Annotated in this window: 22 protein-coding genes and 1 pseudogene; 12 read left to right on the top strand and 11 right to left on the bottom strand. The window is 49.1% G+C overall.

Features of this window, described 5'->3' with window-relative positions; translation table 11 throughout:
• The first annotated feature begins 49 nt into the window (after positions 1-49).
• Positions 50-2,155 carry a DUF11 domain-containing protein gene (locus AACT35_RS02970; RefSeq protein WP_099239112.1) on the top strand — a complete coding sequence of 702 codons (2,106 nt, stop codon included), beginning with the start codon at positions 50-52 and terminating at the stop codon, positions 2,153-2,155.
• A gap of 138 nt (positions 2,156-2,293) precedes the next feature.
• Here AACT35_RS02970 and AACT35_RS02965 read toward each other — a convergent pair whose 3' ends face one another.
• From AACT35_RS02965 to rpmI, 4 genes are all read right to left on the bottom strand, one after another.
• Positions 2,294-2,824 carry a tetratricopeptide repeat protein gene (locus tag AACT35_RS02965; RefSeq protein WP_012307776.1) on the bottom strand — a complete coding sequence of 177 codons (531 nt, stop codon included), beginning with the start codon at positions 2,822-2,824 and terminating at the stop codon, positions 2,294-2,296.
• Positions 2,825-2,932: 108 nt separating this feature from the next.
• Entirely contained in the window at positions 2,933-3,712 is a 780-nt protein-coding gene (locus AACT35_RS02960; protein WP_099239110.1) for a transporter substrate-binding domain-containing protein, read from the bottom strand.
• A 99-nt stretch (positions 3,713-3,811) separates the two neighbouring features.
• Positions 3,812-4,162: a 50S ribosomal protein L20 gene (rplT, locus tag AACT35_RS02955; RefSeq protein WP_012307780.1), complete on the bottom strand. Its 351-nt coding sequence runs from the start codon at positions 4,160-4,162 to the stop codon at positions 3,812-3,814.
• A 78-nt stretch (positions 4,163-4,240) separates the two neighbouring features.
• Complete coding sequence (rpmI, locus tag AACT35_RS02950; protein ID WP_065711104.1) at positions 4,241-4,444, bottom strand: 50S ribosomal protein L35; 204 nt, start codon at positions 4,442-4,444, stop codon at positions 4,241-4,243.
• Positions 4,445-4,632: 188 nt separating this feature from the next.
• On the opposite strand from rpmI, the gene AACT35_RS02945 reads away from it, so the two are divergent.
• The 4 genes from AACT35_RS02945 (at position 4,633) to AACT35_RS02930 (ending at position 7,717) form a co-directional block, all read left to right on the top strand.
• Entirely contained in the window at positions 4,633-5,481 is an 849-nt protein-coding gene (locus tag AACT35_RS02945) for an ABC transporter permease (protein ID WP_030006594.1), read from the top strand.
• Between the two features lie 4 nt (positions 5,482-5,485).
• Positions 5,486-5,935 carry a hypothetical protein gene (locus AACT35_RS02940; protein WP_099239160.1) on the top strand — a complete coding sequence of 150 codons (450 nt, stop codon included), beginning with the start codon at positions 5,486-5,488 and terminating at the stop codon, positions 5,933-5,935.
• Between the two features lie 69 nt (positions 5,936-6,004).
• A complete protein-coding gene (locus tag AACT35_RS02935) occupies positions 6,005-6,703 on the top strand; it encodes a C40 family peptidase (protein WP_099239108.1) in 699 nt (232 codons plus the stop codon).
• Positions 6,704-6,712: 9 nt separating this feature from the next.
• Positions 6,713-7,717, top strand: a complete 1,005-nt coding sequence (locus AACT35_RS02930; protein ID WP_099239106.1) for a glycosyltransferase family 2 protein — start codon at positions 6,713-6,715, stop codon at positions 7,715-7,717.
• Between the two features lie 66 nt (positions 7,718-7,783).
• Here AACT35_RS02930 and AACT35_RS02925 read toward each other — a convergent pair whose 3' ends face one another.
• The 4 genes from AACT35_RS02925 to AACT35_RS02910 form a co-directional block, all read right to left on the bottom strand.
• Positions 7,784-8,959 (bottom strand): TRC40/GET3/ArsA family transport-energizing ATPase, encoded by a 1,176-nt coding sequence (locus AACT35_RS02925; RefSeq protein ID WP_099239104.1) that lies wholly within the window; start codon positions 8,957-8,959, stop codon positions 7,784-7,786.
• Positions 8,960-9,124: 165 nt separating this feature from the next.
• Positions 9,125-9,409 (bottom strand): hypothetical protein, encoded by a 285-nt coding sequence (locus AACT35_RS02920; RefSeq protein WP_099239102.1) that lies wholly within the window; start codon positions 9,407-9,409, stop codon positions 9,125-9,127.
• Between the two features lie 118 nt (positions 9,410-9,527).
• Positions 9,528-9,905 (bottom strand): hypothetical protein, encoded by a 378-nt coding sequence (locus AACT35_RS02915; RefSeq protein WP_143596777.1) that lies wholly within the window; start codon positions 9,903-9,905, stop codon positions 9,528-9,530.
• A 386-nt stretch (positions 9,906-10,291) separates the two neighbouring features.
• The gene (locus AACT35_RS02910) at positions 10,292-11,497 is read right to left on the bottom strand and encodes an aspartate aminotransferase (RefSeq protein ID WP_099239098.1); all 1,206 of its coding nucleotides are present in this window, start codon (positions 11,495-11,497) and stop codon (positions 10,292-10,294) included.
• Between the two features lie 135 nt (positions 11,498-11,632).
• On the opposite strand from AACT35_RS02910, the gene AACT35_RS02905 reads away from it, so the two are divergent.
• Positions 11,633-13,363, top strand: a complete 1,731-nt coding sequence (locus tag AACT35_RS02905; protein ID WP_065711109.1) for an ABC transporter ATP-binding protein — start codon at positions 11,633-11,635, stop codon at positions 13,361-13,363.
• Here the strand turns inward: AACT35_RS02905 and AACT35_RS02900 are convergent.
• On the bottom strand, positions 13,360-14,346 hold the full coding sequence (locus AACT35_RS02900; RefSeq protein ID WP_339374585.1) for a zinc-dependent alcohol dehydrogenase family protein: 987 nt from the start codon (positions 14,344-14,346) through the stop codon (positions 13,360-13,362). The genes AACT35_RS02905 and AACT35_RS02900 overlap by 4 nt on opposite strands.
• 49 nt (positions 14,347-14,395) lie before the next feature.
• Positions 14,396-14,572 (bottom strand): hypothetical protein, encoded by a 177-nt coding sequence (locus AACT35_RS02895; protein ID WP_012307791.1) that lies wholly within the window; start codon positions 14,570-14,572, stop codon positions 14,396-14,398.
• 205 nt (positions 14,573-14,777) lie between these two features.
• Between AACT35_RS02895 and AACT35_RS02890 the strand changes: the two genes are divergently transcribed.
• The 4 genes from AACT35_RS02890 (at position 14,778) to rodA (ending at position 18,268) form a co-directional block, all read left to right on the top strand.
• Positions 14,778-15,098 (top strand): 2Fe-2S iron-sulfur cluster-binding protein, encoded by a 321-nt coding sequence (locus AACT35_RS02890; RefSeq protein ID WP_012307792.1) that lies wholly within the window; start codon positions 14,778-14,780, stop codon positions 15,096-15,098.
• Positions 15,099-15,165: 67 nt separating this feature from the next.
• The gene (locus AACT35_RS02885; RefSeq protein ID WP_012307793.1) at positions 15,166-15,702 is read left to right on the top strand and encodes a DUF2062 domain-containing protein; all 537 of its coding nucleotides are present in this window, start codon (positions 15,166-15,168) and stop codon (positions 15,700-15,702) included.
• A gap of 93 nt (positions 15,703-15,795) precedes the next feature.
• A complete protein-coding gene (locus tag AACT35_RS02880; protein ID WP_099239095.1) occupies positions 15,796-16,941 on the top strand; it encodes a quinone-dependent dihydroorotate dehydrogenase in 1,146 nt (381 codons plus the stop codon).
• 64 nt (positions 16,942-17,005) lie between these two features.
• Positions 17,006-18,268 (top strand): rod shape-determining protein RodA, encoded by a 1,263-nt coding sequence (gene rodA / locus AACT35_RS02875; RefSeq protein ID WP_173867236.1) that lies wholly within the window; start codon positions 17,006-17,008, stop codon positions 18,266-18,268.
• Here the strand turns inward: rodA and AACT35_RS02870 are convergent.
• Positions 18,265-19,494 (bottom strand): methionine gamma-lyase family protein, encoded by a 1,230-nt coding sequence (locus AACT35_RS02870; RefSeq protein WP_099239156.1) that lies wholly within the window; start codon positions 19,492-19,494, stop codon positions 18,265-18,267. The genes rodA and AACT35_RS02870 overlap by 4 nt on opposite strands.
• Before the next feature lie 409 nt (positions 19,495-19,903).
• On the opposite strand from AACT35_RS02870, the gene AACT35_RS02865 reads away from it, so the two are divergent.
• Together AACT35_RS02865 and AACT35_RS02860 are read left to right on the top strand one after the other, a co-directional pair.
• On the top strand, positions 19,904-20,737 hold the full coding sequence (locus AACT35_RS02865) for an acyl-CoA desaturase (protein WP_041443588.1): 834 nt from the start codon (positions 19,904-19,906) through the stop codon (positions 20,735-20,737).
• Positions 20,738-21,136: 399 nt separating this feature from the next.
• Positions 21,137-21,608 (top strand): annotated as a pseudogene (locus AACT35_RS02860) (photosystem II D2 protein (photosystem q(a) protein)); the annotation flags it as partial.

Raw genomic sequence — 21,608 nt, 5'->3', positions numbered from 1 at the left:
TCAATTCTCAAAAATTTCTTCTGTCATTAATAAAGCTAGCTGATAAAGAATGAAAAGCACGAAAAGAAAAACAATTTCAAAAACTTTATCAATAACTATTGGGGCGATCGCCTCTATTAGTATTCTCCCTCAAACCGCACAAGCTCAATTTATCCAGCGGTCATTTTTGAATCCTAGCTTCGAACAAAATTTAACGCCCTATCCTGCCAAGCCAACATCTCCAGGCATAACAACAATTAGTAGCTTCACTAATTGCTTTATTCAAGTTGATCAGACTAGTGTTCCTGGATGGAGTACTACTCATCCTCGAATTAATGGAAGTGGTAATTGTTCTGGTTATGTCAACCCCAATCTTAGTGTTTCTCCGACGGGGGCAAACTTAATTGAGTTATGGACCAGAAACTTCAATGGCGTAGTTCCACCGAATGGCAATGTTTTTGCAGAACTTAATGCAGAAGCAAACTCCAAACTTTTTCAGAATCTTTGTTTAATTAATGGGGAAACAATTACATTTTCTGTTAATCACCGTGGTAGAAGTAGTGCAAGCACTGCAGATGTGGCAAGCTTTGTTGTCAACAACCAAAGAGCTGTTCAATTTGGCACAGCCAGTGATGGGGATCCTCGTTCTATCACAACCCTCTCACCAAGCAATGTCGCAAACATTACAACAAACCCATTAACACTCCCTGGAGGCGGATGGGTACGGTATTCTGGTAGCCTGCGATATACAGGGGTAAGTGGCACTATTCCGGTCGGTTTTGAGGCAATTTCCACGGCTGGTGGCAATCTTACAATCGGTAATTTTATTGATAATACTCAGTTTGCGGGTTTGCCCGTCATTGAAATTGCAGCACAGACGGGCAATGCACCGGAGTCCGAAGGAGTTCCCACAACCAATCCTCCTCAAATTCGGGTAGTTGGTCTGGTCGGTTCTTCTGGTTTGGACATTACCATCACAGTCCAGCCATCCAGTACCGCAACACTAGGTTTGGATTTTCAGTTTCAAGGGGGTTTTATCTCTACTGGTAATACCGTTACTCTTAATATCCCTGCCGGAAACTATGATGGCACAGCAGCAACAGGAAGCTTAATCAATATTCCAATTGAAATTATTCAAGACCAGGAGTCAGAGGGAAATGAAACAATTGAATTTGTGATCAATGCAGATCCTACCAAGTTTTTCAATCTCTCCACGACTACTTGTGGTGCAGCGCCGATTACAAGCTCTATTTACACGATCTTTGATGATGAATTTTTAAGTGGTACAGTTTGGAATGATGTTGACAACTCTGCCAATAACACTTTTACAAATATTCAAACAGGTTCTGAAGTAGGAACAAATGCTGATGGCCTTTTAAAGGCAATTTTGGTGGATAGTAATGGTAATGTTCTTGCGAGTGCTCCAGTTCAACCAGATGGCACTTATACCTTTAATGATGTCCCATTTAATACAAATGTCAGAATTCGTTTAAGTACCGGTGTTGCCGTTGTGGGAAATCCCGCCCCTGCTGCTTCTCTACCATCAGGTTGGGGGGCGACTAGTCCTTTAGAGACGGATCTTTTTAATAGTAGTAATAATATTCAAGGTAGAGATTTTGGGATTCGTAATATTTTGCCGCAATTGTTATTGTTAAAACGGATTACACAAATCACGGCTGTCAATGGAAATATCACCAATTTCTCGACTATTATTCCCTCTGATGGAACTAATCATGAAATGTGGCCAGCTAATTTTGTTGTTGGTGAAATTAGTACAGAAGCTGCCCCAGGCGATATAGTGGAATACACTATTTACTTTTTGAATAAAGGAATAAGTACCGCTGCAGAAGTCAAAATCTGTGACCCTTTGTCAAGGTATCTAACGTACCTTCCAGATAGTTATGATGGTTTTACGCCTGTTGATAATGGTGCAACTTCCACAGAGGACCTTGGTATTAAGCTGAATTTAGGTTCGGATGTCTATCTGACAAGTGCTGCTGATGGCGATCGCGGTCGTTTTTTTTCAGCATACACTGAAGCCACAGGTTGCACAGGTGTTGATAACGATTTAACTCCAGAACAGCAAGCAGAGCTTAGTGGCATTATCAGAGTCAATTTAGCGACTGTACAAAGTGCGGCCTATGGTTATATCCGCTTCCGGGCTCGCGTAAAATAATTCATAATTCAGCCGCCAAAAAAGACCCCAGCACATCCTTCCCTGGGGAAAGTGGCCGAAGGCCGGAAGGCGTATTCTCCCCTAGAGGGGAGCTAGAGGGGTGGCCCCTGGGGGAGATGCCGCCAGTCAGAGGGGGGTCTAAGGAGAAACAAACCGTTTGCGGAGTGATTCGGCCCGTTTTTTCGCTGTTTTATTCTCTGGTTCTGCTTTTAGGGCAAGTTCATAGGTTTCCAGGGCTTTCGCTGTCATTTGCTTTTTTTCGTACACATTGGCCAGATTGTTTAAAGCTGTGACGTAATCCGGGACTTCCTTTAGGGCTGCTTTGTACTGGCGAATGGCGAGGTCATATTGTTCCTGGGCGAAATAGGCATAGCCGAGGGCGTTATATACTAATGCCTGATTTTCTGGTTCCAACTCGTCTTCTACCTTCAGTGCTTTTTGGAGCAGTTGGGCCGCCTGTACGTAGAGTTTTTTGTCGAGGTAGAGGCTACCGAGTTCGTAATATTCTTTGGCAGTGCCAGAGCCTTGCTTGAGTTTGGTTTGTAGCTTAGAAAAGGTATTTTCAACGCGGCGGGTCTTAATAACTTGACGGAATAGAAAAAAGGCTAATCCCCCTAGCAGAGCAACGAGGATAGACAGGTAAAAGATTGGCAGAAACTCTTGATCCATAACGGCAAATGTCTTGATAGATAAAATGCTTTAAAAGATGTTTATGATGACCCAGACCACTGACTCCGCAGTCGTTATGGGGTTCGGCTTTGCTAGTGTATCAGGTCTTTAGGGCAGGCCCCAATGATTGATACGTTCCGTTAACCAATTGCTATTTTGCCAATCGGTTACTGTTTCCTGGAGGGCTTGGTTCAGGCTTTGGTGTTGTCTTCCCTTGGGAAAGGCGATCGCCAAAGGATTTCCCGTGAGCCAAGCGGGGAGGAGTTGATATTCTGGGTATTCCTGTACCCAGCCCGTGAGGACGGAATGATCCCCTGCAAAGAGGGCGGTTTCGTTATTTTCGAGGTAATTTAACGCCTCTTGGTAGGAGTTAACACCAACGAGAGTGACTCCAGGGAAATAGGCGCGCACGGCGGCGATCGCCTCGGAACCTTCGAGGACAACGACCCGTTGATCACTGATTTGATTTAGGGATTGGATCTCACGATCCCGTGTCACGAAGCCAATCCCATCGAGGTAATAGTAGGGACTAAAATTCACGAGCCGTTGACGGGAAGCATTAAGACCGAGTTGGGCAATGACGAGATCCACTTCCCCGGTCAGCACCGCATCGAGGCGTTCCTGGTTGGTGAGGGGAATCAATTCTACCGCTTGGCGATCGCCTAATAATTCCGCCGCCAGTTGGTGCGCAATATCGATTTCCAAGCCCTGTAAATTTCCCGCTTCATCCCGAAATCCCAAGGGCCGCACATTTTCCTTGACCGCGACCCGGAGAATCCCCCGTGCTTGGATGGTTTCGAGGGGGGTGGCTTGGGTTAAAGATGTTGCCCCGAAAAAGAAGCTAGCGGCGATCGCCAACCCATATCCAAATACTCCACCGCGCGCCATGAGTTCCCCCTAACAAAAAAACCCCAGAATGGCTACTCTGGGGGCTAATTCAATTCTTCACTTTTAATAATGCCACAACCGACGAAATGGTGTTACTGTCTAGGCACTTTTTGCCACTTCAACCACCTGGGCAAAAGCTTGGGGGTCAACAACAGCCAGTTCAGCCAGCATCTTCCGGTTGATCTCAATGTTCGCTTTTTTGAGTTGGTGGGTAAGCTTGCTGTAGCTCAGACCATTCAACCGAGCTGCGGCATTAACCCGCACGATCCACAGACGACGAAAATCACGCTTTTTCTTGCGGCGATCGCGGTAGGCATTCCGGAGTGCCTTCATGACCTGCTGGTTTGCAGTGCGGAAGAGCTTGGAGTGGGAACCCCGGAAACCTTTCGCTAACTTAAGGATTTTTTTACGACGCTTACGGGCGACGTTACCGCGCTTTACTCTTGGCATAAACTTTACCTATATATAATTTAAGTAATAAAACTCTCGATTTTTCAGAAACCAGACAGTTTCTACCGTTCGTTGTCTCTAGGCGTAGGGAAGCATTAGACGAACATTTTTCTCATCGCTCTTGTCCACGAGGGCCATCCCAGACAGACGACGACGCTTCTGTTCTGAACTCTTATGGTTCAAAAGGTGATTCTTAAACGCTTTGCGACGGGCGATTTTCTTGCCGCTGCCAGTCAGCTTAAATCGTTTCGCAGCTGCACGGCGAGTCTTTAATTTAGGCATATAAGTTTCTATAAATCGACACAGCTTACAATAGTACCTCGTTTATGCCAAATCCTTCAAGGCCCATGGCAGTTTGATTTGGTTTACGAATCTAGCCCCGAATCATTAGCTACCTAAATGATGAACCCTAGCAAGTTCGCCTAAAATTCGATAATGTGAAGCGATGTAAAGTTGTCCTAAAAAGCACCGTGACTAACCTAGAAGCCGTCTCCGATCAAGTCCGCACCACCACGACCCCACCGCCTCGTCAACGCTCTGAACTAGCCCATCTTTGGGGTGATACCCTCGGTGTTTTTTGGGGGGACTGGTTAAAGTTGCGGGTGCGCCTCAAACAGGTGGCAGCAACGGGTTTGGTTTCGCCACTCATCTACATTTTGGCCTTTGGTCTGGGACTCGGTAGCGCCCTAGATCAAGCGATTACTCCCCCCGCCGGGGATACCTACCTAGAATTTATCTTGCCGGGGATGGTTGCCCTGTCTTCGATGACCATTAGTTTCGGGGGGACAACCTTCTCGATCTGTGGTGATCGCCTCTACAGCAAAACCTTTGAAGAACTGCTTTTGTTGCCCGTCCATCCCCTCGCCTTACACCTAGGGAAAATGATGGCTGGCATCCTGCGGGGACTGATGACGGCAGGGTCGGTGCTGATTGTGGCAATCCTTTTTACGGGCAAAGTTTTTAGCTTTATCAATCCTCTGTTCATTCTGTTGCTGCTGTTGAACTGCGCTGTGTTTGCGGGGTTAGGGGTGATTGTCGGTCTACGGGTCAAATCCCTGGAAAGTGTGGGGATTTTTAATAATTTCTTGATCGTGCCGATGTCCTTTTTGGGGGCGACCTTTTTCGACCCGGAAACTTTACCCCGTCTGTTCCGGGCGATTGTCTATTGCATCCCGCTGACCTACACCACCACCGGACTGCGGGCGGCGGCCTATTTACCCCTTTCGGAATTTCCCTGGCACGCGATTCCTATTTTGGCGGGGGTGGCGATCGCCCTAGCGTTTGTGGGGGCTTACCAATTTTCCCACCAGCGGGATTAAAACCATGACCTGGCAAACGGTGACGGGCTTGCTTACACGGGGTCATCAAGTGGCTTCGGGGCAAGCGAAAAACAGTCCCTACGAAGCGGGTACCATTGCCCTGCAAACACCTCATTTTCGTAACCTGGGCCTAGATTTATCCGGTTATTTTCCGGGTACTCTCAATATTTCCATTGCGCCCAAAACCTTTACTCTGATTCAACCCCGTTATACGTTCACAAATCTGCAATGGCACCCGGATTTTCCCCCAGAGACCTTTTCTTTTAGTCCCTGTTACATTGAGCACCGCCAGCAGCGGTATGATGGCCTAATTTATTACCCGCACCCTGAAACGAAACTGGGCCATTTCCAAGCCCCTGCCACCCTCGAAGTCCTTGCTCCCCTGATTCTGGATCTCACCTATGGCGATCGCCTCCAATTATCGCTGCACCAGGCCGAGGTCAGGATAGAATAGGCGGCAAAGACGGCTGCACCGTTGATTTCTCTCCTCCCGCATCCATCCCCCCTAACCCCTTTGAAATCTATGCAACTGTCCCCTTCTCCCAGTGGTGAATACTTTTGCCTGCAAACCCTCGATCTATATGACGACGTCGAATGTCAGTCCCTCGGTACCCAAGCTGCCGCTGGTCGTCGGGTGCAAATGCTCAATAAAGAAACAGACCAGGCTGTGCGGGTGATGACCGTCGAAGATGGCTATTGTACCTGGCTCAAAAAAGCAGATTTACAACACCTCGAAGTCGCCGAAGAACCCTACGAATTTGTCCCGGTTGACCGACCAGAAATCGAAGCGCGCATGGAAAATATTTTGATCTTTGCCCACGCCGCAAAGCGAGTGAGTAATACCTATCTATGGGGGGGCACTACTGCGCCGAATTATGATTGTTCTGGGTTTATCCAGGCGGCCTATGCTTCCGAGGGGATTTGGTTACCGCGCAACTCCTATCAACAGGGGGATTTCGTGGAGCCTATCTCCCAAGAAGAACTGGAACTCGGCGATTTGATTTTCTTTGCCAAAGAGCAACGCATTGATCACGTCGCCCTGTACCTCGGAGAAGGCTATTATATCCATAGCTCCGGCATCGAGATGGGCCGCAATGGCATTGGCATCGATCGCCTCTGGGAGCCGTGGGACATGATTAGTCGCGCCTACCACCAGACCCTCTGTGGCTTTGGTCGTGTCATGGAAAGTTACGCCCCACCGTCCTTAGCCTGTCAAATTTAACCACCATTGATGTCTAGCCCAGCCCCGATCACCGAAGCGCCTGCCACTACCCAAACCCTATCGATTGTGGTGCCCATCTACAACGAAGTGGAAAGTCTGCCGCACCTGATCCAGGCGATCGCCTCGGTGATGCAAGCCCACAACTATGCCTACGAAATTATCTGTGTGGACGATGGCTCGAAGGATGGCTCCACGGCACTCTTAAAAAAATTAGCCACCGAACGGGAAGATCTACGGGCAATTATTTTGCGGCGTAACTACGGCCAAACTCCAGCAATGGCAGCGGGATTCCAACACGCCCAAGGGGAGATCATTATTTCCCTAGATGCAGATTTACAAAATGATCCGGCGGATATCCCCAACCTGCTCCAAAAAATGAACGAAGGTTATGATCTCGTCAGCGGTTGGCGCAAGGAACGACAGGATAACCAGTGGACGCGGCTTCTCCCTTCAAAAATTGCCAATGCCCTGATCCGTCGGGTAACGGGGGTCAATCTCCATGATTATGGCTGTTCCCTCAAGGCTTACCGGACGGAAATTTTGGCAGATCTGAATCTCTATGGGGAATTGCACCGCTTCATCCCCGCCCTAGCGTTTATTGAAGGGGCGACTATTTCTGAAATTCCCGTGCGGCACCATGCCCGCCAGTTTGGCAGCAGTAAATACGGCCTAGACCGGACGTTTCGGGTGCTGCTGGATTTGCTGACGGTGTGGTTTATGAAAAAATTCCTCACCCGCCCGATGCACGTTTTTGGCTACCTCGGCATTATTTTTATGCTCGTCGGCTTTATTTTGGGGGGCTATTTATCGTTCCTCAAGCTCTTTTTGGGCCAAGCGATTGGCGATCGCCCTTTGTTGCTCCTGGTAGCGATCCTTTTATTAGCCGGGGTGCAACTCTTTGGTTTTGGCCTCTTGGGGGAACTGTTGATCCGCACCTACCACGAATCCCAGGGGCGGCCCATCTACCGGGTTCGTTCGATTGTCGGGCAGTCTAAACATTTTTCGGCCCAATAAAAAACTCTCCATTCCAGAGACAGAACAGAGAGTTGAGTGATTTTTATTTAAAAAATCCTGGGCAATCTAGGACGCAAACTTAATCTTCAGGAAATCTTCCTCTATCTTTGCCCCAGAGGGTTTTAACGCTGCGAGGGCTTGGGGTAAGACTAAATTCCGGCGGTGGTTGCCGATGCGGATATTCAGTTCATCGCCCGTTTTATTGAGCTGGATTTGCTCCTTGGGAATGCCGGGAAGGTAAAGTTCGAGGCTGTAACCGCCATCCCCTTGGATCATCCGCACCGTATCTTCTTTGTAATAGACCTGGGTCGGATCTTCCTCGCCATAGAGGGTTTCCTTGAGTCGTTCGAGGGCCGCCAAACCACACAATTCTTCCTGATAAAGGGGCACTTCCTTTACGGGCAGAGGGTGGAAATTGTCGTGAATTTCTTGCTTATAGGTCTGTTGATTGTCTTTCCAGTTGGCAAAAAACGGATCATTCACACTGTCGGGGATAATCCGGTTGGCCACCACCATATCTGTCGAAACGTTGTACAAACTCAGGTAAGCATGGGCGCGGAGAGATTCTTTAATCACCATTCGCTCTGGATTCGTCACGAGGCGCACGGAAGTAACGGTGTTATCCGTCAGCACTTTTTCGAGGGCTTCGATCTGCTCATAAAATTCATAGGGCGCATCCATTACCTCTTTATTCGGGAGAGAAAAACCCGTGAGGGGTTTCCAAATGGGTTCAACGAGGGGTCGCAACGCCACGGACATCCCCTGGAGGGGTTTATAGAAGCGACGCATATACCAGCCGCCCACTTCCGGCAGACTCAATAAACGTAAAGCTGTGCCTGTAGGGGCCGAGTCGATAATCAGGACATCATAGGTACCTTCGTCGTAGTGGCGTTTCATGCGCACCAGGCCAAAAATTTCATCCATGCCCGGCAGAATGGCGAGTTCCTCTGCCTGGACACCATCGAGACCGCGCGCTTGGAGGACTTCGGTAATGTAGCGTTTCACTGCGCCCCAGTTGCCTTCCAGCTCCCGCAGGGCATCGAGTTCTGCGCCCCAGAGGTTTGGCTTCACTTCGATGGGGTCGTGGCCAAGCTCTACATCAAAACTATCGGCGAGGGAGTGGGCGGGATCGGTACTGAGCACTAGGGTACGATAGCCTAACTCGGCACAGCGGAGTCCTGTAGCTGCTGCGACAGAGGTTTTGCCGACGCCTCCTTTTCCCGTCATTAAAATTACGCGCATGGTTGCGTTTGTCCTTTGCTGAGAGGTTTTTACATTTCTTTACTGATTATCTCCCATTGCCTCCGGTTTTCGCTATGGCTGGCTTTTTGTGGAAAGGCGATCGAGGGAAAAGGGCGATCGCCTTTTATTCGATTAAATTTTGAACAGTCAATAAAATTATTCGCCTCACCATGTGACACCTTTCATCTTAAGGGGGAATAACTTGCGGTCAGAAAGTCGATCTTCATCCAACACTTGAACCAAATACTCACCTGCATCTTGTTGTTCTTCAATATTCTCATCATCAATCCAGGACTGGAGTATATCAATAACATTGGCCTGTTTTTGTCTAACTTGAAGTGAGCTTGCCAGAACCTTTAGGGTCATTGCTTCAATCGATAGACCTTGCTGCTCAGCTTCTTGCAAGAGATATTGCTCTAGTTCAGGTGGTAAATCTATGTCGAGAATCATAATTCTAACAAGTTACTGATTTTACAATTTTAATCCACTCGCTGGTAGCCATATGTTTACTTGACTATCAAGAGGATTTTCGTTGACCATCAAGTCCAACACAATTATCCTCGCCTTATTAAATGATGCAATTTAATTGTTTCCATTCTTTAAGAATTTTTGCATTAACAGCTTCTGAAAACTCATCAAGCTTTGTCCTATAATTGTTTGCATTAGCTGATTCTGCCGCTTCTCTAAGCGCTTCAATTTTATGCTTAAAAGAATCTTTTTCCTTTTTATTGTCTGCGAATAAAAAAAGAAACTTCTGTTCTTTAACAATAAACGTTGATATTATTTCTGGTCTTGATACTACACCACTGATTAATGCTTCTGCATAAACTTTTTCCGCTGCACCGATCAACTCTGCTCCAGTATCTCGAAGATTGTTTGTCCATTTTTCTCGAAGACTTTTTCTCCATGATTGCACCCCCCAAATTAATGTAATAATATTGACCAATAGTATGTAACTGGTGGGATTTTTGAAAAATTCACACATTTTTGATTACTTTTTATAATAGACTAAATTATAGGAACTTAATTCATGCAGACCATTATAAATCTTTGGGATAATTTTAAATTGAACTAAAATCCAATGATTTAAATAAATAGCTTACTTTTTGTTTTTCATGTTTTCAATAAATTATAGCCCTTCAGAGTTGGCCACAATCAATCAATGAAATACATTGTATAGTACAATTTGATATATAAATCAAACTGCAATTAGCTATGAAAATTCATTTATTTTTATTAGAAAAGTAACTGGGCATTCTATAGTTGCAAAATTCACAAAAAATCCCCGACTTTTTCAAAAAACCGAGGATAAATCTCAAAAATATTGTGAATTTAATTATTTGCTGGTGCAGGCATATCGAAGTGGATGCCCGCTTTTTCCCAGAGACTGATCGCATAACGGAGTCGATCAACCGGGGCGATTAAACTCATCCGCACATAGCCTTCCCCACCAGCCCCAAAGGCACTGCCTGGGGTCACAACGACTCCGGTAGTTCGCAACACATAGAGCGCAAAGTCCGTGGAATTCATACTCGGCGGACAGGGAACCCAGAGATACATCGTCGCTTTGGAAGGTTTAATATTCCAGCCAATTTCCCCCAGGGCTTCGATCAGCGCATCACGCCGTTCCCGATAGCGTTCCTGCACCCCTTGGATATAACTGTCTGGTAGTCCCAATGCTGCTTCAGCGGCCTTTTGAATCGCGGAGAAAATGCCGTAGTCCAAGTTGGTTTTTAGGGTGCGTAGACCTTGGATGATGTCTGCGTTGCCCACCACAAACCCGACGCGCCAACCCGCCATATTGTAGGTTTTGGAGAGAGTATGGAATTCGACGCCGATCTCGTTCCCTCCAGAAATTTCGAGCAAACTGGTGGGCTTGTAACCGTCAAAGGAAAGCTCGGCGTAGCACAGGTCATGGACGAGCATTATCTGATACTTGTGCGCCCACGCCACCACTTCCTCAAAGAAAGACCGGGGGGCTGTGGCAGTAGTGGGGTTGCTGGGGTAGTTGAAGTAGAGAATTTTGGCTTTTTTCGCCACTTCTTCCGGGATGCTGCTGAGATCAATCACCCAATCCTGTTCCGGCTTGAGGATAATTTCGTGGATCTTGGCCCCGGCAATTAATGGGCCGCGAAAATGAGCCGGGTAAGCGGGACTCGGCACCAATACCGTATCTCCCGGATTCACGTAGGCGAGGGCCAGGTGAGCAAGACCTTCTTTCGATCCCAACAGAGGCAGAGCTTCACTATCGGGATTTAGTTCAACGGCATAGCGGCGTTTGTACCAAGTGGCGATCGCCTTACGAAAGCTAGCAGTCCCCTCAAAGGGCGGATACCCGTGAAATTGGGCCGTCTCAAAGGCGGCGATCGCCGCATCAATGGCTTCTTGTGGGGCGAACCCATCTGGATTACCCATCCCCAAATCAATTAAATCAATACCCTGTTCCCGTGCCCGTGCTTTCAGTTCATCTAACCGGGCAAACACATAGGGCGGTAAAGCACTGAGACGATCTGCTCTCGTAATCCAATCTACACTCATCGAAGCCGGAAAAAATAGATAAAGGTATAGCCTATCATCATCGCACCGATAGTCCCCAGGATGTATTTTTCCTTAAAGAATTGCCGCCGAATTCGCTTACCATGGGTCTGCTCACCCTTTTAAAGACCTATTCCCTTGAAACGCCGTCCCCGTTCTAGCTATTTCCAGTTATTGCCCTATCTCAAGGCCGAGCGGCTCACCATTGGCCAAGCCCTCATTTGTACCGTCGGCTTCACCGTCTTTTGGCCGATTTTGGCGATCCTGGCGGGTGACATGGCCAACGACATTGGTGCAGGGAATATCCAGGGCATCGTCAACTTAGCAGGCCAGGCAGCGATCATCTTTCTCATCCGGGGGGCGGTGCAATACGGCCAAGATACCCTAATGGCCAAGGCCGCCCTAAAAATTGCCCTCCAACTCCGCACCCAGGTCTATGGCCACCTCCATCGTCTCAGTTTGAATTACTTTGAGGGAGCAAAAACTGGCGATCTCTCCTACCGTCTCACGGAAGATGTAGACCGAGTTGGGGAAGTAATTAACAAAATTTTCCATCAATTTGTGCCCAGCATTTTGCAGCTAATCGTGGTGCTGGGCTATATGTTCTATGTCAACTGGCAACTCACCCTGGCGGCTTTGATCATTGGGCCATTGATGGCGATTTTGATTGGTTCCTTTGGGGAAAAACTTCTGGATTTTTCCCGCCGCAGTCAAACCCGCACCTCTAACCTTTCTTCTCTATTAACTGAAGTTTTTAATGGGATTCGTCTCGTGCAAGCCTTTGCCGCTGAAGATTATGAATTGCAACGGTTCACCGAGGAAGCCGAACAAAACCGTCGCGCTAAGTTCCGCACTGCCCAGATTAAAGCCCTGCAATTTGTGGTGGTGGGTTTCCTGGAAGCGATGGCGGTAATTTTTCTGTTTTTCTTGGGGGGCTGGCAAATTGCCCAGGAAAATTTAACGGCGGCAGAGTTCGTCAGCTATGTGGCCGCAGTGGCCTTGCTGATTGACCCGATCCAAATTACCACCAGCAATTTCAACGAGTTTAAGGAAGGGGAAGCCTCCGTTGATCGGGTATTTGAACTGATGGCCGTGCAGCCAACGGTTTTAGAAGCAGCCGATGCCCAGACATTGCCCGCTGTGACGGGAAAAGTAGACTATCAGAATGTTTCCTTTGCCTACGAAGCAGATAAACCCGTCTTAAAAAATATCAATTTGACAGTGCAACCGGGAGAAATGATCGCCTTAGTGGGATCGTCGGGGGCGGGCAAAACGACGTTGGTCAATTTATTACCTCGTTTTTATAATCCGGTGGCCGGAAAAATTTTTATTGATGGCATTGATACCAGCACCGTCACCCTCAAAAGTTTGCGCCAGCAAATCGGCATTGTTCCCCAGGAAACGGTACTTTTTTCCGGAACGATCGCCCAAAATATTGCTTTCGGTCAAACGGAATTTAGCTTGGAACAGGTAGAGGCGGCGGCAAAAATTGCCAATGCCCACCAATTTATCTCGGAATTCTCCCAGGGTTACCACACCTATGTGGGGGAACGGGGTGTTAATCTCTCTGGTGGTCAACGGCAACGGGTGGCGATCGCCAGGGCTGTTTTACTCAATCCCCGCATTTTAATTTTGGATGAGGCCACCTCTGCCCTCGATGCGGAGTCGGAAGCCCTGGTGCAGGAAGCCCTAGAACGGATTATGCAAGACCGCACCGTGTTTGTAATTGCCCACCGTCTCGCCACTGTCCGCAGTAGCGATCGCATTATCGTTTTAGATCAAGGAGAAATTGTTGAATCCGGCACCCACGAGGAATTACTCGCCCACCAGGGTCGCTATGCCCAATTCCATGCCCAACAGTTTGCCTAAATGGTAAGGGCAATTTTTCCTGTGCTGGAACCCTGTTCGATGATTTGGTGGGCTTTTGCTGCTTCAGCCAGAGGAAACGCTTGGCCTAGGTGAATATTGAGTTCCCCGGCCTCAAACCATTGGGTACATTGCCGCAGAATATCGGCCTGGTGCATTTGTCCGGCCACATCCCCGGTAAGCATGGGCGTTAGCATCAGTTCTAGGCTAATCCGTAAATTTTTTAGCCGGGCCTGTTTGAGATTGCCAAGCTGAAAATCTGGTTCGAGAATTGTCACCAAATCGCCGTAGGTTTTCACCGCTGGCACTGTCTCCCAAAAGACTTGACCGCCAACAGTATCAAAGGCCACATCAACCCCAGCCCCATCGGTTAACTTGTGTATCGTTTCGGCCACATCCACGTCGCGGTACAAAATTGCTTCATCGGCGCCATATTGCCGGGCCAACCGCGCTTTGTCGGGGGTACTCACTGTGGTGAAGACCGTTGCGCCCCACAGTTTTGCCAGTTGAATTGCCACATGGCCCACACCACCCGCCCCGGCATGGATCAGTACTGTTTGGCCAGACTGCAACCGGGCGCGATCGCCTAAAGCTTCCCAGGCCGTGATCAAGACGAGGGGTGCTGCTGCTGCCGCCGCAAAGGATAAATTTTCTGGTTTTTTCGCAATGAATCGGGCATCGACTACCGCATATTCGGCGTAATTTCCGGTGGCTGCTTTCCCCAACCCGCCGTCGCAGAAATAGACGGCATCACCCACGGCACAATTTTCGACATCACGGCCCACCGCTTCAATTATCCCGGCCCCGTCACAACCGAGAATTGCCGGGAGGGGATCATCATAAAACGTGCCTCGACTACGGACTTTTGTATCAATGGGATTCACCCCCGCCGCCTGGAGTTTCACAAGGACTTGCTGGGGGGTTGTGATCTGCGGCTGCGGCACCTCAATAAGCTGAAGAACATCGGGGCGCCCCGCTGCGGTCATGGCGATCGCCTTCATTGCGGATTTTTAAACACTAAACTGCGATTTCAATCTAAATCAGATCATAACGGTGACAAACCATCGCAAACACCGCCGCCATCAGGGTAATCCCCAAGGCGATCGCCGGATGTTGCCCCTGGCCCACCGCAAAGGAAGTGGCCACCCCAGCCCCTAAACCAGCTACAAGGCCAGCTTGGATATAGTCTTTTTTAGTATTGCCGTTATACATAGGAATTAATCTTGAAATGGACGAATTAAAGCGTTTTAAAAGGATTTTCCAATGGGAATTTCGCCCTTCAAATTAACACCCGAACTTTGCGGCCTCAGCGACCACGCAATTAAGGTTTAGATTTAGCGACATTTCTTAATAAGCGCGGCGATCCTTTAAAATATGTAGCGAAAGAAACCTTAAAATAATTGTTAAAATCCCCCCTATGACCACCTCCTATAAAGTAGAGATTAAACATCGCGGCAACACCTACACCATCGACGTTCCAGAAGATCAAACAATCCTCGATGTTGCCCATGCCAACAACATTGATCTCCCCACCTCCTGTGGTGCTGGGGTTTGTACGACCTGTGCGGCACTGATTACCGAAGGCAGTGTCAGTCGTGAAGAGGGGATCGGGCTTTCTCCTGAGCTACAAGACGAAGGCTATGCACTGCTCTGCGTTGCTTACCCCCGTTCTGACGTCAAGCTAGAATCAGATAAGGAAGAAATGGTCTACGATCGCCAATTTGGTAAGAGCGCCTAAGTTCTTTCTCCACTTCAACCCATCCAATTCGGGGAGTGATTCCCCATTTTTTTTAGCTGAGATCCGTATGGTTACTGTGAAACCGCTGCCTCACAAACAGTTCAAGTATGTATTGTCCCGTTGGCGTCGTTGGATCCGGTATTGGTACCTCAAAGTGTTACGGCAAGAAGGCACACCAGAGGCGATCGCCAGGGGTTGGGCTTGCGGGGCATTTGCCGGGAGTTTTCCGCTTTTCGGTCTCCAGACGATCATCGGTCTCCTCTTGGCCACGGTTTTTAATGGCAATAAACTGACGGCAGCGGCGGGTACCTGGGTGAGTAATCCCTTGACCTATGTGCCCATTTTTTACTTCAACTTTCAGGTGGGAGAAGTGCTGCTCCAACAGCCGATCACCTTTGATGAAGCCCAGCTAGAATCCTGGTCTGATTTGAGTCTGGCGGGGATGAATTTTATCAGCACCCTATTTATCGGCTGTACGGTGGTTGGTGTGGGTTTGGCGGTGGCGGTCTATTTCCTCTCTCTCTGGCTAATATATCGTTGGCGATCGCTCCGGGCGACCCGGCAGTTCCAGCGGCGGCAACCTCCCCATGACCATCATCGATAGAAAATTAATTAATCAACATCTCAAGGATTTTCCTGGGGCCTCGTTCCCCGACAAGCGATTCCTCAAGCCAACATTTCTTTTCTTCCCAAGCCCATGGCATTCCTGAACTTTGCAAAACCCGGTTATCCCCTCGTCCTGGCGGCATTTAAGGACAATCCAGAACAGGGACACCGTCAACTCATTAACGCCCTCCATTGGTTGGAGCGATCGCCGGATTTGCTTTGGAGTCGCCTGGCAAAGGAGCAGATGGTCGCGGAATTTTGCGTCCAAGATCCGCGCTTAAGTCAGACCCTCTGGGGCCTCGATTTTCCGAATCCGGTGGGACTTTCGGCGGGCTGTGATAAAGATGCAATGGCGGCAGGGATGTGGTCGCGCTTTGGTTTCGGGTTTGCGGAAATGGGTGCAGTGACGCTCCATGCCCAACCGGGAAATCCTCTACCAAGGCTGTTTCGTTTACCTGCTGACCAAGCGGCCCTTAATCGTTTGGGGGCCAATAATCTAGGGGCCGCCGTGATGGCGAAAACCCTAGGGGAAAGTTGGCAAATCGAACCCCGCACCATTCCCATCGGCATTAACCTCTGTAAGTCAAAGGTGACGCCCCTTGAGGCCGCGGCCCAGGATTATCTGGGGAGCTTTGAGGCATTGCAAGCGGTGGCCGATTACTTTGTGGTGAATGTGAGTTCTCCCAATACCCCAGGCTTGCGTTCTTTACAGGGAGGAGAACAAATTCAACCGATCCTTGAAGCACTTCAGCAAGCCAATCACAAACAACAGCCGATTTTTATCAAAATTTCTCCGGATCTCGACTGGGAGGCGATCGCCAATATCGTAAAAATTGCCCAGGACTATCAACTTGCTGGGATTATTGCCACCAACACCACCACCAGACGGGACGGCCTCAAGACCCAAATCCTCGAAAAAACTGGCAATCCCGTCACCGAGGAAGCGGGGGGGATCAGTGGCGCGCCCGTGCGTCAACGTTCCACCGAAGTAATTCGTTTTATCTACGGACAAACCCAAGGCAGCTTGCCGATTATCGGTGTTGGGGGGATTTTTACCGCTGACCATGCCTGGGAAAAAATTACGGCTGGCGCGAGTTTGTTGCAGCTTTATACGGGCTGGATTTACAAAGGCCCTTGGATTATCCCCAATATCCTCCGGGGTCTGTTGGAAAAATTAGAGACCCACAATCTCAATCACATTTCCGAGGCGATTGGGATGGCCAACAAGCGCAACTAGCAAATTACTGTTGACTGCCATCTGTCTATGGCAAGATAGGAGTGATTTTTTCGGACATGATTCTATGTTTCGTCGCTCCCAACGTCGTCATCCGTTCAAGACTTATATTGCGGAACCTCTGGTGAATGCTTTAGCCCTCTGGTGGGGGATCGATTGGTGGCTCATGACGGTCACCGTTGGCCTCACGATCTTGGCTGGTCTGGCGATCCGCAGTGCCCAGCTCAATATTGGTTCGACGGACTGGTGGCAACATTGGGTCACTGGTGGTGTGGGTCTAGGGGTTTGTTTGGCGATCGCCCGTTCTCGCTACCAAACGATGATTGTCGGCCATTGGTTAGTCTATGGCCTGAGTATTTTGTCTCTAATTGCGGTGTTGTTCATTGGGGTGAGTGCCAACGGTGCCCAGAGCTGGATTAATGTGGCGGGCTTCCATGTGCAACCCTCGGAATTTGCCAAGGTGAGTTTAATTCTCTCCCTGGCGGCGACCCTCCACCAAGATACGGCGGCACGGTTGCCCATGTTACTAAAGGTGTTTATGATTGCGGCGATCCCCGGCAGTCTAATTTTGCTCCAGGATCTTGGCACCTCGCTGGTTTTCGGGGCGATCACCCTGGGGATGCTCTACTGGGCCAATGCCAATTTTGGCTGGATTCTCCTGATTATCTCGCCCATTGTGTCAGCTATTTTGTTTGGGGTTGCTTTTCCCGTCTGGCTGATTTGGTTTGGCTTAATGGGGCTGACGGCTTGGTTAACCCTCCCTTGGCGCTGGCTCGGCACCGTTGGGGCAATGGCGGGCAATGCGATCGCCGGGGTCGGGGCTGGCATCCTCTGGAATATGCTCCAACCCTACCAAAAAGACCGTCTCACCCTTTTCCTCAATCCAGAGCAGGATGCCCTTGGGGGCGGCTATCACCTCATCCAATCGCGCATTGCCATTGGCTCTGGTCAACTATGGGGCACGGGTCTTTACCATGGCTCCCAAACCCAGCTTAACTACGTCCCGGAACAACACACGGACTTTATTTTTTCGGTGGTTGGCGAAGAATTAGGCTTTATGGGGGCGATCGCCGTGATGTTTTTATTTTGGCTGTTGTGCCTACGCCTGATCCGCATTGCCTGCAAAACCGAGGATAATTTCGGTTCCCTGATCGCTGTCGGGGTGCTGTCGATGGTGTTGTTCCAGGTCTTGATTAATGTCGGTATGACCATTGGCATTGCGCCCATTACCGGGATTCCCCTCCCCTGGCTGAGCTATGGTCGATCCTCTCTCCTCACCAATTTCATCGCCATTGGTCTGGTGCAGTCCGTCGCCAACCGTACCCCCTAGAGATCCCTGAAGGCATCTAGTACCGCTTCGAGGGCGATCGCCGCATGGGTGTAATGGGTGCCCCCCTGACAAAAGACAACATAGGGCTCCCGCAGTGGCCCATCCGCCGATAACTCCGAGGTACTGCCATCAATAAATGTCCCCCCAGCCATCACTAAATCACTGGCATAACCGGGCATTGGTGCTGGCACCGGATCGAGGTAAGAACCGATGGGTGAAAATTTTTGCCAAGCCCGACAAAAGGCCAACAATTTCTCCGGAGAACCCAACCGAATCGCCTGAATTACATCCTGGCGTTTTTCTAGGGGATTGGGCTGCACCTCATAGCCCAGATCAGCAAACACCGTGGCCACCAAATGAGTGCATTTCACAGCTTCAGCTACCATCTGGGGTGCAAGAAATAATCCCTGATATAACAGCCGATTTTGATCATAGGTTGCCCCCCCGTGACTCCCAATGCCCGGTGCCGTAAGCCGACAGGCCGCTTTTTCAACCAGATCTGCTTTACCCGCTAAATAACCGCCGCCCGTGACAATGGTGCCCCCCGGATTTTTGATGAGTGATCCCGCCATGAGATCCGCACCCACAGCGGTGGGTTCCTGGGTTTCGATAAACTCTCCATAGCAATTGTCCACAAAGCAAACGGTGTCCGGATTTTGGGCTTTGACAATTTCAACAATGCACTGAATCTCGGCCGTAGAAAGACTTTTGCGCCAGGAATAACCACAGGAACGTTGAATCAATACCAGCCGTGTTTTTGGCTTTACTGCCGTTTTGAGGGTTTCCCAATCGATTTCTCCCGTGAGAGTGAGTTCTAACTGCCGATAACCAATGCCAAATTCTGCCAGGGAACCTTGACCTTCTTCCCGCAAACCAATCACTTCCTCAAGGGTGTCATAGGGAGCCCCTGCCACGGCGAGCATTTCATCGCCCGGACGCAAGACACCGTACAAGGCAGCGGCGATCGCATGGGTGCCTGAAACCAACTGCACCCGCACCAGAGCCGCTTCTGCGCCCATCACCTCCGCGTAAACCTGATCGAGGGTATCCCGCCCCAGATCCCCGTGGCCATAGCCGCTGACACTGCTGAAATGGTGGACGCCCACCCGATATTTTTGAAAGGCTCCCAAAACTCTGCGGAGATTGGTTTGGGTTTGTTGGTCAATGGTTTGGAAGGTGGGGGTCAGGGTGGCGATCGCCCGGCGAACAATCTCAGCAGAATTCATAAAAAAACGAACAGCGAAAAATTTAAGAGCGAGCCAATCATACCAAGCCCCCAAACTTCTAACCTAGGGAATGGACGCTCCGATAATTCCGCGCTAAAATTCAGCAAATCTTGATTAAATTCGTAAATAAATGTTAAATTTAAATCTGATTTAACGAAGAAAATACCCGGTTACATCTAAAAGTAAAGTTTAGAAAACACCCAAGCGCTATTTCAGCCCAAAGTTCCGAATTTTCAAGATTTTTGTGCTTCGCTTTGAAAGACTTCTCCGACGATAGGCACCGTCTTTCTAAAGTGTTCTTATCTTCCCTTTGCTGAGCCGTGCTTGTGTTTATCATGTAGGACAGTGGAAAAAATACGGAGCCTCCGCATACCATGTCCCACAGTACAATTTCCAGAAAGGATATTTCATGACTGTTGCCACTTCCCAAAAACTCCCCCTAGATTGGACAACGATTATCTATTTCAGCTTGATCCATCTAGTCGCCCTCCTTGCCTTTTTACCCGGTAACTTTAGTTGGCAAGCCGTGGGCGTCTTTTTATTGTTTCACTGGATTACCGGTGGCATTGGAATTACCCTAGGGTTCCATCGCCTCGTGTCCCACCGTAGCTTTGAAGTACCAAAGTGGCTTGAGTATTTCTTGATTTTCTGTGGCACCCTCGCCTGTCAGGGGGGGCCGATTGACTGGATTGGGCTACACCGCATCCACCACAAACATTCTGACAACACACCCGATCCCCATGACTCGAACAAAGGCTTCTGGTGGAGTCACATCGGCTGGATGCTGTTTGAAATTCCCGCCCGTGGCGACATTGATCGCTACATCAAAGACATTAAAGACGATCCTTTCTACAATTTTTGCCAAAAATACATGGTTCTCATCCAGGTGGCCTTAGGTTTAGCCCTTTATGCCTGGGGAGAAGCCTGGGTCGGTAACGGCTGGTCTTTCGTGATTTGGGGCGTGTTTCTCCGCCTTGCCGTGGTTTTCCATTGTACCTGGTTTGTGAATAGTGCCACCCATAAATTTGGCTATAAAAGCCATGAGTCCAACGACCACTCGAAAAACTGCTGGTGGGTTGCCCTTGTCACCTACGGCGAAGGTTGGCACAACAATCACCATGCCTATCAATATTCCGCGCGCCATGGCCTCAACTGGTGGGAAATTGATATGACTTGGATGACAATTCGTTTCCTACAAGCCTTGGGATTGGCCAAAAATATTCGTCTCGCTCCGGCTAAGTAACAAAAATAACGACCATCCTGGAAAGTTAAGTTGTTGTAGATGTCCTTTGAAAAGGGGGCATCTTTTTATTTTTTTGGCAAGACTCATTACTTCTTGGATATTGAAGAATCTATGCCGCCCCAAAGCCCCGCTCCAACGCCGTGAACAGCGGTGTCATTTAGGGGCGAGATCAAGGCAATTTCAAGGGTCTTAGGGGAGTGAGGGCGGCAAAAATATTTGGCAAAATCAGCCTTTATCCCCTAAAATAGGTTATTAAGAAAGGTAAACTTTTCTCACATTTGTCTAGATTCACTATCATTTTTTGCCTAGAACCTAGACGAAAGTAAGGTGTTTCATCAAGTAAACACCCGAAATTATATGTAATTTTTTGTTGCTTACTATTTTGGAGACTTCGTCCTTATGACTATTGCAGTCGGACGCGCGCCCCAGGAACGAGGCTGGTTTGATGTCCTCGATGACTGGTTGAAGCGAGATCGATTTGTCTTCGTCGGTTGGTCCGGTATCCTCCTGTTCCCTTGCGCCTTCATGGCCCTCGGTGGCTGGTTGACTGGTACCACCTTCGTTACTTCTTGGTACACCCACGGATTAGCATCCTCTTATCTCGAAGGGTGTAACTTCCTGACTGTTGCTGTATCCAGCCCTGCTGACAGCCTCGGTCACTCCCTCCTTTTCCTCTGGGGCCCCGAAGCCAACTGGAACTTTGCCCGTTGGTGCCAACTCGGTGGACTCTGGAGCTTTGTTGCCCTCCATGGTGCTTTTGGTCTGATCGGCTTCATGCTGCGTCAGTTTGAAATTGCCCGTCTGGTGGGTATCCGCCCCTACAATGCGATCGCCTTCTCTGGCCCCATCGCGGTATTCGTCAGTGTATTCC

Source organism: Synechococcus sp. BDU 130192 (genome assembly GCF_963876085.1).
Lineage (GTDB): Bacteria > Cyanobacteriota > Cyanobacteriia > Cyanobacteriales > MRBY01 > MRBY01.
The sequence above is the reverse complement of the archived record's forward strand: the minus strand, read 5'-3'. Positions and strand labels throughout refer to the sequence as shown.

Bases quoted from the DNA above. Each gene is read 5' to 3' on its own strand.
- AACT35_RS02970 (WP_099239112.1), top strand. From the start codon at position 50: ATGAAAAGCACGAAAAGAAAAACAATTTCAAAAACTTTATCAATAACT.
- AACT35_RS02965 (WP_012307776.1), bottom strand. From the start codon at position 2,824: ATGGATCAAGAGTTTCTGCCAATCTTTTACCTGTCTATCCTCGTTGCT.
- AACT35_RS02960 (WP_099239110.1), bottom strand. From the start codon at position 3,712: ATGGCGCGCGGTGGAGTATTTGGATATGGGTTGGCGATCGCCGCTAGC.
- rplT (WP_012307780.1), bottom strand. From the start codon at position 4,162: ATGCCAAGAGTAAAGCGCGGTAACGTCGCCCGTAAGCGTCGTAAAAAA.
- rpmI (WP_065711104.1), bottom strand. From the start codon at position 4,444: ATGCCTAAATTAAAGACTCGCCGTGCAGCTGCGAAACGATTTAAGCTG.
- AACT35_RS02940 (WP_099239160.1), top strand. From the start codon at position 5,486: ATGACCTGGCAAACGGTGACGGGCTTGCTTACACGGGGTCATCAAGTG.
- AACT35_RS02935 (WP_099239108.1), top strand. From the start codon at position 6,005: ATGCAACTGTCCCCTTCTCCCAGTGGTGAATACTTTTGCCTGCAAACC.
- AACT35_RS02930 (WP_099239106.1), top strand. From the start codon at position 6,713: ATGTCTAGCCCAGCCCCGATCACCGAAGCGCCTGCCACTACCCAAACC.
- AACT35_RS02925 (WP_099239104.1), bottom strand. From the start codon at position 8,959: ATGCGCGTAATTTTAATGACGGGAAAAGGAGGCGTCGGCAAAACCTCT.
- AACT35_RS02920 (WP_099239102.1), bottom strand. From the start codon at position 9,409: ATGATTCTCGACATAGATTTACCACCTGAACTAGAGCAATATCTCTTG.
- AACT35_RS02910 (WP_099239098.1), bottom strand. From the start codon at position 11,497: ATGAGTGTAGATTGGATTACGAGAGCAGATCGTCTCAGTGCTTTACCG.
- AACT35_RS02900 (WP_339374585.1), bottom strand. From the start codon at position 14,346: ATGACCGCAGCGGGGCGCCCCGATGTTCTTCAGCTTATTGAGGTGCCG.
- AACT35_RS02895 (WP_012307791.1), bottom strand. From the start codon at position 14,572: ATGTATAACGGCAATACTAAAAAAGACTATATCCAAGCTGGCCTTGTA.
- AACT35_RS02890 (WP_012307792.1), top strand. From the start codon at position 14,778: ATGACCACCTCCTATAAAGTAGAGATTAAACATCGCGGCAACACCTAC.
- AACT35_RS02885 (WP_012307793.1), top strand. From the start codon at position 15,166: ATGGTTACTGTGAAACCGCTGCCTCACAAACAGTTCAAGTATGTATTG.
- AACT35_RS02880 (WP_099239095.1), top strand. From the start codon at position 15,796: ATGGCATTCCTGAACTTTGCAAAACCCGGTTATCCCCTCGTCCTGGCG.
- rodA (WP_173867236.1), top strand. From the start codon at position 17,006: ATGTTTCGTCGCTCCCAACGTCGTCATCCGTTCAAGACTTATATTGCG.
- AACT35_RS02870 (WP_099239156.1), bottom strand. From the start codon at position 19,494: ATGAATTCTGCTGAGATTGTTCGCCGGGCGATCGCCACCCTGACCCCC.
- AACT35_RS02865 (WP_041443588.1), top strand. From the start codon at position 19,904: ATGACTGTTGCCACTTCCCAAAAACTCCCCCTAGATTGGACAACGATT.